The following is a 15763-nucleotide window of genomic DNA, read 5'->3' on the forward strand; positions in this document are numbered from 1 at the left end:
ATTCTTGGAATCACAAATTTCTAAATAGTTTTCATTGGTAGACTGACAACGAATGTTGCCCCTTGTCCAATTCCTGGACTTTTGGCGCAGACTGTACCACCATGTAATTCTACCAAGTGGCGGACGATCGCTAATCCTAATCCTAGTCCACCATGCGATCGCGTGCTAGAACTATCTGCTTGACGAAAGCGTTCAAATACATAGGGTAGGAATTCGGCAGCAATTCCCCCTCCCGTATCACTCACCTGAATTTGCACGCAAGATTCAATCCGCTCCAATTGCACATCAACTCTTCCGCCTTTGGGTGTAAACTTGACGGCGTTGGAGAGCAAATTCCACACAACCTGTTGCAAGCGGTTGACATCACCCACAACTACCTCTACTTCTGGGTCGAATCTACACTTGATACTAATCTCTTTCGCCTGGGCTGCTGGATACACAGTATCAATTGCTGCCTCTATAAGTGTTGCAAGTTTTACTTGCTCCATGCTTAGATGAAGTGTACCTCTAATAATCCGTGACACATCTAGTACATCTTCAATCAGTTGTGTCAGGGATCTACTGTTACGCTCAATTGTTTCTAATGCTCTACCAGTAAGATTTTCATCAAACTTGCGTCTTCTAAGTATCTGTGACCAACCCAGTATAGCATTTAGTGGTGTACGGAGTTCATGAGAAAGTGTAGCCAGAAACTCATCCTTCATTCGGTTTGCTGTTTCTGCATCGGCGCGTGCGGCTTGTTCGCGCTCAAGCAGTCGTTCGCGTTCTTGCTCTGCTAACTTCTGAAGTGTAATATCTGTACTTAGGACAACAAATCCTTCTACTTTCTCTTGCTGACTGAATTGTGGAACGTAAGTAACATTCACGTAATGGTTTTTGCCATCTTTATCGGATAATTGGGTTTCGTAAGTTACTTGCTCTCCTGAGAGTACTGTTTCTACGTAAGGAAGGATTGATTGATAAACTGACTCTCCCAAAACTTCTCTGATGTGTTTACCAGAAATTTCGGAAGTAGGAAGCCCAAACCAGTCTTCATATCCTTTATTATTAAAACGATAATGCTGCTTACTATCAACATAAGAAATCTTGACGGGTACAGCATTTGTAATCAGGCGTAGTTCATCTTCTCGTTGACGCAGTGCTGCTTCTGCTTGTTTGCGTTCTGTAATGTCGCGTTGAGTTCCCCACGCCCTGACTAAAAAGCCATTTTCGACAATTCCCACTAGATTATTCAAAAAATATTTGGAATTACCTTGCTTATCTATTTCATGAGACTCAGCATCAATTAGTCGGTAGTTAGAACGGATAAAATTACGCAGGTATGCAATATTATGTGGATCGGAGGGAACAAGAAAGTCTCCTAGTCTGACACCAATAATTTCTTCGGCACTAGAACAGCCATACATCTGTGCCATCACATTGTTGCATTCTGCTAAGTAAACATATTGGTAAAAATGTTGAATTTGTTCATCTTCTGGGCAATCTAGCGAAATTGGTACTTCCAGTTCGATGCACCAAATACCTTCTGAACTATGCTCTAAAAAAGCGCGGTAACGTTCTTCGCTTTTGGAAAGAGCTTGCTCTACTTGTTTGCGTTGGCTTAAATCAAGTACAAAACAGATAACATCCTCTGGAGTATTTTCTAACAAAGCGCAACCTAATAGGATGGGAACGCGGCTGTTATCTTTGCGGATGTATTGGTTCTCAAAGGGCTGACACACGCCTTTAGTTTTGAGTTCTGCGATCGCATTATTGTTAGCTTCAAGATATTCTGGTGGTATCATATCGCGCCATCGAACTCGCCCTGCTAATAAATCCTCCCGCGAATAACCTACCATTTCTAAAAAAACATCGTTAGCTTCTGCGATCGCCCCGTCCATATTGGCTACAATTACCCCAATGATGTTGGACTCTACCAACCTTCTAAACCTTGCCTCACTCACCTGTCGCTTCTGCAAACTCGTTTGCAGATGTTGTTTGGCAGTGCGTAACTCTGAGTTCAGCAAGGTGATGAATGTTGTCACCAGTACAAATAAGCCTAAGCGTCGTATGCTGTCTAGACTCGCAACCAAGAGCGAAAACACTGGCTCTAAGAAAAAGTAGCTGACGGCTAAAGTAGACAAAGTAGTAGCCAGTAACCCTGCTTCTATACCGCCATACCAGGCACTAAGCGCCACGGCAGCAAAAAACAGCAGAAAAATAGTTGGTTTCAGTAGTGGCTGTAGCAATAGTGTTAGTAGTAATCCGCTACCAACAGCTAATAGTGCCACAGCATAGGGTGCTAGAAGGGAACGTATTCCTTTCAATGTAGCTTCTCCTTTTATGCAGCTAGCTAAAGGATTATTCCCAAAATCAGCTAGAAAATGCGTAAGCATAGCCTGTTATAGTCATCGCTCAACACCTATTATGCATCAAAAAAATACACACCTAAGCAGTTACTTGCTGCGAATCTATCTAAAGTAGTAAAGCTTAGATTTAGCAAAGCTTAAATAATCTAATAATTATAATTATCGTTTTTATTATATATGTTTTGTTTTTGAGTCTCTGTCAAACAGTAGAGATTTATTCAGAAGAATTCAGAACTTAGTAGTCAGAATTCAGTATGAATTGAAGTCATATTAGAGACTTTCAAATAAAAAATATCCAATTAACTCTTGTGGACTGGGCATCTTGCCATAAGTGTCAACTTAACGTGAAACCGCTTGTCCGCCGGGAATTGAAATTCCCGTCTCATAGCTAAAGTCATCTGAAGATGACTAAAAATCTCCAGTCTACTGAAGTAGACTTAAGCTATTAGCCCAAAAAAAATTTATTTCCGGGCGGGCATGGAAGCCAACAGTTAAGCTATTTCCAGTTTAAGTTGACACCAATGGCATCTTTCCCACCCCACAATATTCAGGATTCAGAATTCTGAATCCTGAATTCTGAATTCTGAATTCTGTCTATTAAGTTTTTGAATTAATTTCCTTGAGTATATAAGTCATCATTTCACCTTTACCTTTAACTTGAATTAAACCTCGTTTCTCCAATAAGTACTTATCCTTTAAAAGCTGATAACTTGCTTCACAAACCTGGATACTACCTGCAATACCATGAGATTCCATTCTACTAGCTGTATTGACTGTATCTCCCCAAAGGTCGTAGGCAAACTTTTTCAGCCCAATCACCCCTGCGACTACTGGCCCAGTACTAATGCCAATACGAATGCAAAAGGATTGGTTATTTTCTTCGTTAAACGTAGCTACAGCCTTTTGCATATCCAATGCCATATTAGCGATCGCTGGAGCATGATTGTTAGATTGATTTGGCAACCCGGCAACAGCCATATATGCATCACCAATAGTCTTAATTTTCTCTACACCATGACGTTCTGCTAATTGGTCAAACAAACAGAAAATTGTATTTAATAACTCAACTAACTCCGCAGGAGATGTACGACTTGAAAGCTCTGTAAAGCCAACAATATCAGCAAATAGCACCGTAACTTCCAGAAAGCTGTCGGCAATAGTCGTCGGTTGTTGTTTTAATTGTTCTGCAATCATCTCTGGCAGAATATTTAGTAACAGCCGTTCTGATTTTTGCTGTGCTAGTTCCATTGCCCTACGGGCGTAAAATTCTTTTTTTCGCAAGCGTTCGTATAAATATACAGAGAAAACACAAATTATGCAAGTCCAAAAGAAATATAAGCCCTGCTCAATATAAAAAGCTGATGGGTTTTTTAATAAGGGATTATACGATAAATATAAAATTAGATAGCAACTAATTGTCCCAAGTTGTGCTATTAAATGTAGCCACCATTGTACTGGAACGATTGTAGCCTGAGTGAGAAACATCAAATTCCAGAAATTGGTTCTAGGTTCTAGACTATTAAACAGTAAAGCAACATCAATTTGGATTGCACAAGTTACAGACCAACATAAACTCAAAAAAATTAGGTTTGGGTAACGACGACCTATAGAGGTTTTACATAAACCCCAACAAATGAGTGTGAATATTTCTACTGCAATACCGATTTTAAAGGCGTATATCTTGCCTTGTACCTGTGAATTTGCCCAAAGGAAAAAAGTAATCAAAGTTAAGCCAGAAATCAGCATAATCTGAGCCTGCAATTGCAATCGCTTAAGCAGGAAGCGCTGTCGCTGTTCTTTGTAAGATTCGCCAAGGCTACTGCTCATTTGCCAATGGGACATCCCTTGACTCATGAGCGCATCTAGTTGAGTTTTGTCAGAGGTATTTGGATTAATCATGCACTTTTTACGTTATTAGTAATCAAGGGAGTGGGGGGATGAGGGAGAATAACTCTTAACTCCTAACTCCTAACTCCTCACTCAGCACTCTCAAATGGCTCGTACCCCTACATTAAATTTTGATCGTGGCACATTAATTTTGCATCCACCACCACGTGGTAAGGGTTGGATGGACTACGCTACATGGGATGATAGAGTTGAAAAATTCCGCATTCCAGCAGTTAAATACCGATCGCTAGTAGAAGCACTACAAGCGGAAGATGTTTATTTTATCGATGAGGCCAAGGAATTTTATCCTATAGATTTGGTTCCTACCCTAGAAATGGAACCCTATCCCCACCAGACTGAAGCGCTAGCGGCTTGGAAACTGGCGGGTAGACAAGGGGTGGTTGTGCTTCCCACGGCGGCGGGAAAGACTTATTTAGCGCAAATGGCGATGCAGTCAACACCACGCACGACGTTGATTGTAGTGCCTACTTTGGATTTAATGCATCAGTGGTATGCACATTTAGTTGCGGCTTTCCCTGATGCTGAGGTGGGATTGCTGGGGGGTGGTTCGCGGGATAGAACGGCTATTTTAGTTGCAACTTATGATAGTGCCGCAATTCACGCTGAAACGTTGGGAAATCAATATGCGTTGATTGTTTTTGATGAATGTCATCATTTACCGACAGATTTTAATCGAGTAATTGCCGAATATGCGATCGCACCTTATCGTCTGGGACTCTCCGCCACACCGGAACGCACTGATGGTAAGCACGCCGATTTAAATATCCTCATTGGACAAGAAGTATATCGCAAACGCGCCGAAGATTTAGCGGGGAAGGCGTTAGCAGAGCATGAAATTGTTCAAATTAAGGTAAAGTTATCGCAACTTGAGCGGGAAAGATACAACCAGTTAATTCAAACCCGCAATGACTTTTTGAAGCAATCAAAGATTTCTTTGGGAAGTTTGCAAGGTTGGCAAATGTTCGTGCAAATGAGCGCGCGATCGCAATCTGGACGTAGGGCGATGTTAGCACACCGAGAAGCGAAAGATATCGCTTTGGGTACTGATGGGAAGTTGCGAATTTTAATTAATTTATTGGCAGAACATTATCCAGCACGAATTTTGATTTTTACTGCTGATAATGCAACGGTTTATCGCATTTCTCAAGAGTTGCTAATTCCGGCAATTACTCATCAAACACCTGTGAAAGAACGGCATGAGATATTAACAAAGTTTCGAGAGGGTAAATATAATACTTTGGTTGCTTCTCATGTGTTGAATGAAGGGGTTGATGTCCCTGCGGCAACTGTTGCAATTATTTTATCGGGGACGGGTTCGGCTAGGGAGTATACTCAGCGCTTGGGGAGGATTTTACGGAAGGGGAATATTGAGAATAAGCAGGCGATTTTATATGAGGTGGTGGCGGAGGATACTAGTGAAGAGGGGACTTCGGCTAGGCGGAGAGGGGAGAGGAGAGCAGGGGAAGCAGGGGAAGCAGGGGGAGAAAAAGAGAGGAAAGGGAAGTTACAGGTTGTGTATGGGAGTGGGAAGGAACGGAGTTTGAAGGCTGCGGAACAGTTAGAGATTAATTATTCAACCGGAAGTTCAAAATCTAAAATCCAAAATTCAGCAGATGTTACCGACAGACTTACTGATGCATCGCCAAAACGGGGAGGAGATCATTCCGAAGAGACTGAAGATTGATCAGAAAACTTCGGATTTGGCGATTGAGTTAATTAATTATTTTCAATCGGCGGTGGGGAAAACTCAAGGTGTGCTTGAGCGACAACTGACTGATTTTGAAGGAGATTCTACAGATTATCGGGTGAAGCGAGGATTAGCTTATATTCTCAAAAGTAGTTTTTGTACTTTTGAGGTGGTTAGTCCTTTGGAACCACAAATGTTAAGAGAACGGGTGTTTTCTCTGGCTGCAAAGTCTGTTTCTAGTCGAGAATCTACCCAAGTTACTCTGAGTAAAATTGCTGATGAGTTAACTCAAGAACTTGAACGAGAAGTTTTATTAGAACAGGTTCGCAATGGACTATATGCTGATTTATCTGAGAATAAAATTTTGACTGTTTTTGATGCACCAACAGCGCCAGATGTGTTAAATCGATATAACTTATCTCAGGTGCAGGGTGTGTTTTATAAGGCCAGTCAACTGGTGTTAAATGCTCATCGCAATGTTCCGGGAGAATATAAGCTGTTGTTTCGCTATTTAAAGTTGTTTCAATTGATGGCTTATATTGAGGGTGATGCTGACCACGGGTTTACAATTACGATAGATGGGCCGACGAGTTTGTTTAATCCTAGTACGCGATATGGGTTAGCGATCGCTAAACTTATTCCGGCTTTACTTCACGTTACTAAATGGAGTCTTTCTTCCATTCTTCAAACCCGCGACGCTTATACAAATGCTTGGAAAACTGGACGTTTCACTCTCAATTCTGAATGTGGTTTGGTATCCCATTATCCACCAGGTAAGCCCTACGATAGTATGCTAGAAGCATCCTTTGCAGATAAATGGGATGCGTTGAAAAGTGGTTGGGCGTTAGAGCGAGAAGTTGATTTGATACCGATTCCTGGTAGTGTGATGATTCCCGATTTTCGCTTAGTTCATGCTGATGGACGCACCTTTTTATTAGAAATTGTTGGTTATTGGCGGCCAGAATATTTACAAAAGAAGTTTTCTCAGGTGCGGCGGGCTGGACGTGATGACTTGATTTTGGCAATTTCCGAGCGACTTAATTTAGAAAAGGCGGGAGTAAAATTAAATGATGTTCCCGCCAGAATTGTTTGGTTTAAAGATAAGTTATTGCCGAAAGCTGTGTTAGCTGTAATGGATTGAACGAAGAGGAATGAGATGAAAAGTATAGAAACAATTGCCACAGTTAGCAAAGATGGTAAAATGACAGCGCAATTACCATTGGATATTCCAGAGGGCGAGCATCAGGTGGTAATAGTAATTGATGAAAAGCCTTTGGCTGAAGAAACAGAGAAGAAAGAAAAGAAAACGCCTCTCAAATTTTCTGCCTATCCTGTAGGATTAGTCTCGGAAAGTTTAACTTTCCGTAGGGAAGACCTTTATGCAAACGACTAATAGCTCTGTATTTATCGATACGAATATTTTAGTTTATGCAAATCTAGCCTTGTCGCCATTTCATGTACAAGCGACAGAACGACTACAAGCGCTTACAGAACAAGGTATTGATTTATGGATTAGTCGCCAAACTTTGAGAGAGTATTTGGCAGCAATGACAAGACGAGGTGACTTAACCGGGAATATTCCTATTACATCTTTAGTGACAGATGTAAGGTATTTTGCTAGTTATTTTCGCTTGGTTGAAGATAATTTGCTAGTGACAGAAAGGTTACTAACACTCACGGAGGAAATTCCTAGCGGTGGTAAGCAAGTTCATGATGCAAATATTGTCGCTACGATGCTAGTTTATGGCATTCCTCAGTTACTCACTCACAACACAAGTGATTTTGCAAGATTTTTTGGGTTAATTACTGTCTTGCCATTACAAGGTTAACGCTGTGTGCGACTTTATCTCAAACCTAACCCCCAACCCCTTCCCTACAAGGGAAGGGGAGCAAGAATCAAAGCCTCTCTCCGTTTCGGGGAGAGGTTTGGAGAGGGGTTCCAATTTCGGTAATTGTACAATTCCACTCACTAACTCCAAATACTTCTGCGTTCCCAATATTGGGCGACTTTTTTTTCCCATTGTTCCCAGTAATCTTTAATGACTGATGATTCAAACCAAAATACTTCTGCTGGCATTTCTGGAATTGCTACTACTAAGAGAGCGTGCTTTAGCTGAATGCCATAATCTTGATAATATTCGTTAGCTGCTCCTATGTACGCCGTAAGTTGCAGTGGATGTTCATATAAATGCTCAATTGAACCTTTGGGTTTGTCTGCTGTTTTCCACTCGCAAATACAGGGAATACCTTGATAGCTGGCAATACAATCAACTTTGCCAGAATAACCCAAATCATGATGAAAAACTGAGCCTTCCACGAGTCTAACTGTGTCAATTTGTTCTAAAACTGGCTTGATACTCTCCCAATAAGGGCGACTTGCTTCGGGACAAACAGGGTTTTGTCCAAGGAGGTAGCGCTCAATTTGTTTGTGTGTTTGGGTTCCCCGACGACTAGCAGATGTAGTAATGCGGGTAGCTTCTTCTGTACCAACACGCGCTTTCCAGTTTAATAATCTGTCTCTGTCTGCTTGTGATTTGGTGGCATTAAGTATTGTAGTCACGCTGGGAAAGCGATTTCCCTTGGCATCTACATAATATTGTTTACCATTTTCTCTTTTGGCTGTAGCATTAATGCGTGGTAGTAGTTGGGTATCAAATTGCATTATTAATTCGTGATTCGTAATTCGTAATTAAGAAAATGGCGATTATAAATTTAAGTTCATTTTCCACACAGTCAAAACTTGCTTTTGCCGATTTTAAAACTTTAATTTTTATTAGTCTGCGTAGGTAGACTAACCTGCGGTAAGCGACAAAGCTTCTATGTTTGTATGGGCACGAATTTTATTTGCAAGATTATTGAAAACGGTTTTATTTGGGAAAATAACGATAAATATCTTTCCGGTGCAGTACTCGCTGAAATAAAACTATTTCTCCATCAAAAATAAGTCCAATACGATAATCACCGACACGGATGCGATAAGCATTTTCATAACCTTGAAGTTTTTTGAGGTTAGTAATTTCTTCAAAGGTTAATATTTGTGGTATTTCGTCAAAAGCAAGGTTTCTAATGTCTCATAGTAAGGTGTACTTTTCAGAGCCTTGAGATCCTTGATGAAGCTAGGTAGATATTGGGTAATCACTCTTGTTGTAGTTGTGCTAATGCTTCATCAATATTCAGAGGTATTTCATGTTCTACTGCTTTCATTGCTAAGATCAGTCCTTCATCCTCAATAGCTTCTAGCAAATGTAGATAGTCATCAAAATCTATGATTACTTTGCGGATATTACCTTCCTTATCAGTAATCAGTTCTTGAGCAAAAGGGTATTTATCAGCTTGCATTTGGGTTGTGATTTTAGTAGTCATACTATGACTTTAGCGTTAATAGATATAGTATGGCTTTAGTAAATGTATTTGTGAGATTTTACTCAAGAGAAAAACGCGATAAAATCTACCTTTCAAGATAAATCTTAATAATTTTGTATTATAGCGGTTCTCATTCACGTGAGGTACACCCGTAGGGGCAATATCCTGCGGGAAACCGCAACTCTTGGAGGCGCACTCGCGTTCGCGTAGCATTCCGTAGAAAAGTTATCGCCTAGACTAAAATTCATATTGAACTAAGTAAAAATGGCATTTTACTTACTCAAAATGCCATTTTACTTACTCAAAATAAGCTTTTGCCTACTCAAACTCCAGTTTACTTACTCATTTTGGTGTTTTCCGCAAGTAAAATAAGCTTTTACTTTCTCAAAATAAGCTTTTGCTTACTCATTTTGGTGTTTTCCGCAAGTAAAACAAGCTTTTGCTTACTCATTTTGGTGTTTTCCGCAAGTAAAATGAGCTTTTACTTTCTCAAACCCCAGTTTGCTTACTCATTTAAGTAATTCGCGCATTTATTTTGGTATATCATTGAGCCGAAAGCTAGCGTAGGCGTAGCCTGTCGGAGACATCGTTCTAGAAAACAAGTATAAATTTACAAGCGATCGCCTTTGGTGGTTTAGAGATAAATGAGTGCGATCGCTTTTCTTTAAAGAAAGTTGTAGAAGAAGCTATATCAGCAGAGTTTATCTAGATACCAGCATTTATAATATTTAAACTCTCACTTTTTCTCAGATATTGTCGGAAATATAACCGATATAATTCACACGCAATCGTACTGCGATCGCCTTCTAAATTAATTAGTCCTAAACTCTGTAATTTATCTGCCAATGCTGACTCTAATTTCACATAATTTGTAGTACTAATAACTTCTAAAAAAGCATCTCTCAATTTTGGCTCATCTTGTAGCGCTAACATATACTGTCTGAAATAATCGTGATAAATTCCGGTTTCTGTGGGTGCTTGTTGCAATAACTGCCCTAAATCTCGTTTTAATCCCCCTTTACCTACAAGGTGATACAATGCCAACCTCACCAAATAAGGATTTCCCCCTACCATTGACATCAAAATTTCAGCATCTTTACCATCTCTCCAATCCAAGCCGTGACGTTGGGCTAAATCCTGCACCTGCTCTTTCGTAAAGGGAGGTAAATTAATTCTCAAACCAATATTAAATGGCGATTGAGTCAGTCTGATGGGAACAAGAATTTCCGTTGAATAAACCAGAACCAGACGTAATTTTTGCCAAATTTCTACACTCTTAGCTTGTTCATGCCACGATCGCACCAATGGTAGCAATTCTCTAACGATTTCCCGATCCTCAAACACCCAATCCACCTGATTTAATACCAAAACCAGGGGACTTGAGAGCGCAGATAGTAAATATTGTTGGAAATAGATAGAACAGCTGACTTTGCTATCCATATCTTCATCCCAATAATCATTAAGTTTTGATTCTAGTTGTAACTCCTGACTCACATTTGTACAGAACCAGCGCAAAAATTTATCCAAACTGGTAAATACTGCTTTGTCTGCTTGTTGAAAGTCCAAAGTTACGGTGTGAAAGCCTTGCTTTTTAGCGTGTGCAAGCAACCGCACAATCAAAGAGCTTTTCCCCATCTTTTGAGGTGCTTTGATGCAAATAACACTTCCAGGTTTAGCTATTTCTGCATAAGCAAGTTCTTCAATTGGCGGACGAGGGATATAAAATCTGGAATTAAGGGATACTGGCCCACTCGGAAATTCTAAGGATATTGCCGTGGCTGCTTGGTTGAATTCCTTAACTAACTGCTGATGCGCTTCACTAAAAGGATAGCTTTCTAAAGTCAGGCGGAAATTGGATTTATTTATTGGTTCTTTGCAAAAATTACTCAGTACTTGCCATAGATGAGCAGCAATTTTCTTAACACGTTCTTCGCCATAGTGCGCTTCGCAGGCTATATTGGTGTAGGTTTTTCCTTCCCACGAAGAACGCAAGATCAACTCTTGGAGCGTCGTTAAACCGGTTGCTTGACTGGCTTTTAGTAGCAGTACTAGTTCATCTATAGTCATTACTCATTGGCTCTAATTCAGCATGAAATTTTTTCACACCATGATGCTTGGTGTCTTGTATAAATAGCAGCTAGCTATTACCAAAAAAGCTACAAACAAGCCTTGACAATTTTTTTTACAAATTTTTCTGAGTTTTTAGGTAATTATATGTGATTTGAACTACTTTTTTTAGACATATCTTAGAATGTAGATGCACACAATAGAGCGATCTTTTTCTCAAAAATCGCCAATTGCGATCGCAACAGAGGTTACACTCATCTGTTTACTTTTTTTATTCCATCCAAATTTATGATCTGGGCGATATATCTCTGACCAAAATCACAGCCCAATAAATCATAACTGGATCGTCAGGGTGCTAAGACAGCGTGGAGAGAGAGCTACAAGATATCTTCCTCATCGTACCAGCAGCTATGCATATCGAAGAACCCGATACCTATGAACCGGAAACTCCATTTTCAGTACCAGATTCTCAGAGTTTCCCAGAAGCAAAAGACTTATCTCAAGAAAATTTAGATTCTTGTCAATCCTCAGAAGCCGCCTTAAAAATGGCATTAATCGCCAGTGGCTTGGGGTTATGGGATTGGAATCTAGTGACTGATCAAACTTATTACGATCCCCAATGGAAAAGCATTCTGGGATATCAAGTAGACGAAATCGACAACGATTATCAATCCTTTGAGCAACTTGTACATCCGCAAGATTTACCGAGAATTCGCCAAGTATTGCACGATTATCTCCAAGGATGCATATCTGTGTTTGAAGTCGAATTGCGAATGTTGACTAAATCCGGGGAATGGAAGTGGATTTTGACTTGTGGCAAAGTATTTCAGTGGGATGAATTCGGTAAACCGATGCGGATGGCGGGAACGCACAAGGATATTACTCAGGATAAGGCGATGTCTACGACGGGCTGCGCCTACGCTACTCAACAATACCAATTCTTTGAACAACTCCAAACAGAAATTGTCCAACGCCAGTCTGTCGAAGACCAAGTTAGGGAAAAATCACAGCAGCTAGAAACTACCCTCGAAGAACTCAAATATACCCAAAGGCAGTTATTGCAGAACCAGAAAATGGCTAACCTCGGTCAACTGGTGGCGGATATGGCTAACGAAATTAACAATCCGGTTAGCTTCATCTACGGCAATCTCCATCCCGCCAGCCAATACGCTGAAGACTTAATCAAAATCATAGAACTTTATCAACATCACTATCCCACCCCTACCGCAGTCATTGCCCTACATCTGCAACGCCTCGACCTTGGTTTTGTGAAGACAGACTTTTTAAAACTGCTGTGGTCAATGCGAGCTGGATCTGAACGTGTCAAAGAAATTGTTTTCGCCTTGCAGAACTTTTCAACCTCTGACGAAGGTCAAATGAAAAAAGTTGACCTCCATCAAGGATTTGATAGTGTTCTCAGAATTTTGCAGCATCGTCTCAAAGAAAAGCCTGATAGAGCCAGGATTCAAGTAATTAAAACCTTTGGTGAATTACCTTTAATCGAGTGTTATCCAGGTGAACTAAATCAGGTATTCATGAATATCTTAAGCAATGCCATTGATGCCTTAGAAGAGAGGATGAAGCATGATAATTCTTTTACTCCCAAAATTATAATTCATACAGAAATTGTTAGCAGCCATTTATCATTGGTCAATAGTAATGAATATTGGGTAAACAATAACCAAAGGGATAAAAAACACAAAGTTATAATTCGCATTTTTGACAATGGCAAAGGCATTTTGCCCCATATCCAAAGACATATATTTGAACCGTTTTTTACGACTAAGCCTGTAGGCAAAGGTCAAGGACTGGGGCTATCAATTAGTCGGCAAATCATAGTTGAAAAACATCAAGGTAAACTTAAGTGTAATTCTCAATTAGGTCAAGGCACAGAGTTAGTCATTGAAATGAATACAACAGCAAGACACTATGCCGCGATCAGAAAACACGCCAGTTTTTAGGCCTTCCCCCTGCTCCCTGCCCCCTGCCTTATCCCAACGATAATTATTTACGCCGACCTACTTATTTCAACCCACTACCATGATGCGCCAAGGCTGCCGTTCCATATTCTGAAGCACGTAACTCTTTGTCAGAGATTTCTGGCTCCTTAGTATAAACCGAACTCAGTAAAATATTCAGAACTCCACTTTCTTCAGCTTGACTGACAGCGCGATGTGTAATCAATTCACCTACATTTAGAATCACGTTGTCTTCTGGGTCAAGAATGACACGGGTAACTGGACGACCTAGTGCTTGTTCAATCCGTTGCTTTTTGATTACCCGTGCGCTGCGTCCTTGCAACTTTTCTGCATTCGCTTTCAAGGCTTGCCAGAAAGTGTTGAGATTCTCTTGAGCGATGCTGGCCCCGTCGCGCAGTTGAACTTTGTTTTCTAACCATGTGTCCCTTGCACTAGAACGGACTGCGGTTGCTAGAGTTAGACCGACAGCATTCAGCAATTCTGCTTTTTTACCGTAAACCTGGGCGCGATCGAGAAGGGATTCCGTCACAATCTGCCCAGATGCCGCAATAATTAAGCCATCGTCAGCACGCACTGTTTGCCCAACTCTCCGCCCTCTTGCCTGCTCGATCGCCATATCTGCCAGTGAGTCAATCGAACGACGCAGATGAGCGGTGCTGCTGTGAGTTACGCTGCCAATTCCATTGCTAAAAGATTCTGTTGCTGCTTGCAAATTGCGGCTGATGTTGGCAGTTAGGCTGCCACCTGTGGCTCTATAGAGTTCATCGAGGATACCCATGCGATCGGCCGCTTCGGCATCGACTAGCGTCACTTCCTGCCCCTGTAATAGCAGTACATTCCCGTCTGGAGTCAGCACATCCCGCTCAACATGCTTGCCAATCACATATACCTTTTGCTCGGCAGGATCAACCAAATTGTTTGTCAGGGAAGCAGTTGCATCTCGATTAAGGTCTTGCAGTTTGCTGCTAGTAGCATCAGTTGCAGCTTGCAATTGCTCACCTGCATTCTGGCTTGCTTCTTGTAGTCCGCGGTTCACGCTCTCTACCGAACTTTGTAGCTGCTCATTCACGGTTTGAACTGCTGTTTGCAGTCTGCGGTTGGTAGTATCAGCCGAGTCCTGCAATCTATCTCCAGTTGCTTGAACAGCTCCTCGGATACCACCGACCTGTTCTTCCATCATTTGAGCAGTTTGTGGAGGTACAAAGGCAACATCATCACCAATTTTCAGGGTTTCGGCAGCAGGAACAAACGATCGCCCTGAGTACGCATCGGCAAATACACCGCCAGAAACTTCGTATCCTTCCACCAATCCACTACGTTCATCAAAGAACAAATCGACCAATATACCAAGGTCGAGTCCTTCGGTAGTCAGAATTCTCTTTTTTCTCAGCACAATACCCTGGTGCAGAATCTCTTTAATTACAGGCATACGATGTGCCTTAACAATAGATGCTTTGGAGTTAACTACGATCGCATCTAACCCAATCGCTTGCACCTCTTCTAAAGGAATCACTTTTGCATCTCGAAACAGTCCTTTTTCTGCAACGAGAAAACCCAAAAGTTGATTGCGTTTCTGATCAAAAATTAAATCTATAATTCGGACAACTTTCTCGCCTGTGTCGTAGGTGACGACAACTTTATCGATAACATCACTACCTTTACGCATTTATCTATCCCTCCTATATTGATTGTCTTGTTCAATCACTTGTTCGTTGGTTGCCTGACCTTTAAGTTGAAAATATCGTCCCTCTTTACCAAAACCGGGAACGATATCAATCATGCCAAAGTATTCGAGTAATACCCCAAATATGGCAACAAGAATGATTAAAACAGTTATATTTGCTCCCGTATTAGAGCGCTTTCCTATGAGTCTAGGCATTGTATTTCATTATTTATTGTTGTTTTTTCTTATTGTAAACATTGCTAGAAATGTTATACAAGAAATTTATATCATTAAATTTAGTTAATATGTTTATTTATTGTTATATACCTTACTTTAGATACTCTTGTGGAATCAAAAGATCCAAAGGGTATCTTTCCAAAGATAGATTTTTTAGTTAGTTATTATCAATCTCTTATATCTATTATTTATTGGAAAGAAATATTTTTATTAGCCTCAATACCATTGAATAACTTAAAAGATAATGTCATTCTTCCATTCGGGATTCGTCTCGCCGAGTTATATTGAGCGCATCTCAAAGTTAGGGTTAGTCCCGCATTTCTCACAAGGAGAGAAGGGATTGAACTCTCCCAAAGCGCGAACCTCATGGGCGAAGTAATAAGTAATAAGTAATAAGTAATAAGTAAGATTCATTACTCATTACCCATTACTCATTACTTACTTGAGATGTGGTGAGAAATTCGGGTTAGGGTAGTACAAACATCACAGTAACTAATAGACCTCTTGCAAA

13 protein-coding genes are annotated in these 15763 nt (G+C 40.7%); 5 read left to right on the plus strand and 8 right to left on the minus strand.

Going from position 1 to position 15763, the window contains the following annotated elements:
- Positions 1-20 precede the first annotated feature (20 nt).
- Positions 21-2375 carry a PAS domain S-box protein gene (locus FD723_RS31465; RefSeq protein WP_256874993.1) on the minus strand — a complete coding sequence of 785 codons (2355 nt, stop codon included), beginning with the start codon at positions 2373-2375 and terminating at the stop codon, positions 21-23.
- Between the two features lie 570 nt (positions 2376-2945).
- Positions 2946-4247, minus strand: a complete 1302-nt coding sequence (locus FD723_RS31470; protein ID WP_179068841.1) for an adenylate/guanylate cyclase domain-containing protein — start codon at positions 4245-4247, stop codon at positions 2946-2948.
- A gap of 94 nt (positions 4248-4341) precedes the next feature.
- Between FD723_RS31470 and FD723_RS31475 the strand changes: the two genes are divergently transcribed.
- The 4 genes from FD723_RS31475 to FD723_RS31490 are packed head-to-tail and all read left to right on the plus strand — an operon-like array spanning position 4342 to position 7772.
- Positions 4342-5940: a DEAD/DEAH box helicase gene (locus FD723_RS31475; RefSeq protein ID WP_179068842.1), complete on the plus strand. Its 1599-nt coding sequence runs from the start codon at positions 4342-4344 to the stop codon at positions 5938-5940.
- Positions 5870-7084, plus strand: a complete 1215-nt coding sequence (locus FD723_RS31480; RefSeq protein WP_179068843.1) for a DUF790 family protein — start codon at positions 5870-5872, stop codon at positions 7082-7084. Before FD723_RS31475 ends, FD723_RS31480 begins: the two co-directional genes overlap by 71 nt.
- 15 nt (positions 7085-7099) lie before the next feature.
- On the plus strand, positions 7100-7336 hold the full coding sequence (locus FD723_RS31485) for a hypothetical protein (protein ID WP_179068844.1): 237 nt from the start codon (positions 7100-7102) through the stop codon (positions 7334-7336).
- On the plus strand, positions 7323-7772 hold the full coding sequence (locus tag FD723_RS31490; RefSeq protein ID WP_179068845.1) for a type II toxin-antitoxin system VapC family toxin: 450 nt from the start codon (positions 7323-7325) through the stop codon (positions 7770-7772). Before FD723_RS31485 ends, FD723_RS31490 begins: the two co-directional genes overlap by 14 nt.
- A gap of 140 nt (positions 7773-7912) precedes the next feature.
- On the opposite strand, the gene FD723_RS31495 is transcribed toward FD723_RS31490, so the two are convergent.
- From FD723_RS31495 to FD723_RS31510, 4 genes are all read right to left on the minus strand, one after another.
- A complete protein-coding gene (locus tag FD723_RS31495) occupies positions 7913-8605 on the minus strand; it encodes a PD-(D/E)XK nuclease family protein (protein WP_179068846.1) in 693 nt (230 codons plus the stop codon).
- Positions 8606-8810: 205 nt separating this feature from the next.
- Positions 8811-9011, minus strand: a complete 201-nt coding sequence (locus tag FD723_RS44255) for a type II toxin-antitoxin system RelE/ParE family toxin (RefSeq protein ID WP_218651862.1) — start codon at positions 9009-9011, stop codon at positions 8811-8813.
- A gap of 67 nt (positions 9012-9078) precedes the next feature.
- Positions 9079-9306: a hypothetical protein gene (locus FD723_RS31505; protein ID WP_256874994.1), complete on the minus strand. Its 228-nt coding sequence runs from the start codon at positions 9304-9306 to the stop codon at positions 9079-9081.
- Positions 9307-10011: 705 nt separating this feature from the next.
- Entirely contained in the window at positions 10012-11373 is a 1362-nt protein-coding gene (locus FD723_RS31510; protein ID WP_179068847.1) for an AAA-like domain-containing protein, read from the minus strand.
- Between the two features lie 365 nt (positions 11374-11738).
- On the opposite strand from FD723_RS31510, the gene FD723_RS31515 reads away from it, so the two are divergent.
- The gene (locus tag FD723_RS31515; RefSeq protein WP_256874995.1) at positions 11739-13334 is read left to right on the plus strand and encodes a PAS domain-containing sensor histidine kinase; all 1596 of its coding nucleotides are present in this window, start codon (positions 11739-11741) and stop codon (positions 13332-13334) included.
- Between the two features lie 61 nt (positions 13335-13395).
- On the opposite strand, the gene FD723_RS31520 is transcribed toward FD723_RS31515, so the two are convergent.
- Together FD723_RS31520 and FD723_RS31525 are read right to left on the minus strand one after the other, a co-directional pair.
- A complete protein-coding gene (locus FD723_RS31520; protein ID WP_179068848.1) occupies positions 13396-15018 on the minus strand; it encodes a PRC-barrel domain-containing protein in 1623 nt (540 codons plus the stop codon).
- Complete coding sequence (locus FD723_RS31525; RefSeq protein WP_179068849.1) at positions 15019-15231, minus strand: hypothetical protein; 213 nt, start codon at positions 15229-15231, stop codon at positions 15019-15021.
- Between the last annotated feature and the right edge of the window lie 532 nt (positions 15232-15763).

Source organism: Nostoc sp. C052, from assembly GCF_013393905.1.
In the GTDB taxonomy this organism is placed as follows: domain Bacteria; phylum Cyanobacteriota; class Cyanobacteriia; order Cyanobacteriales; family Nostocaceae; genus Nostoc.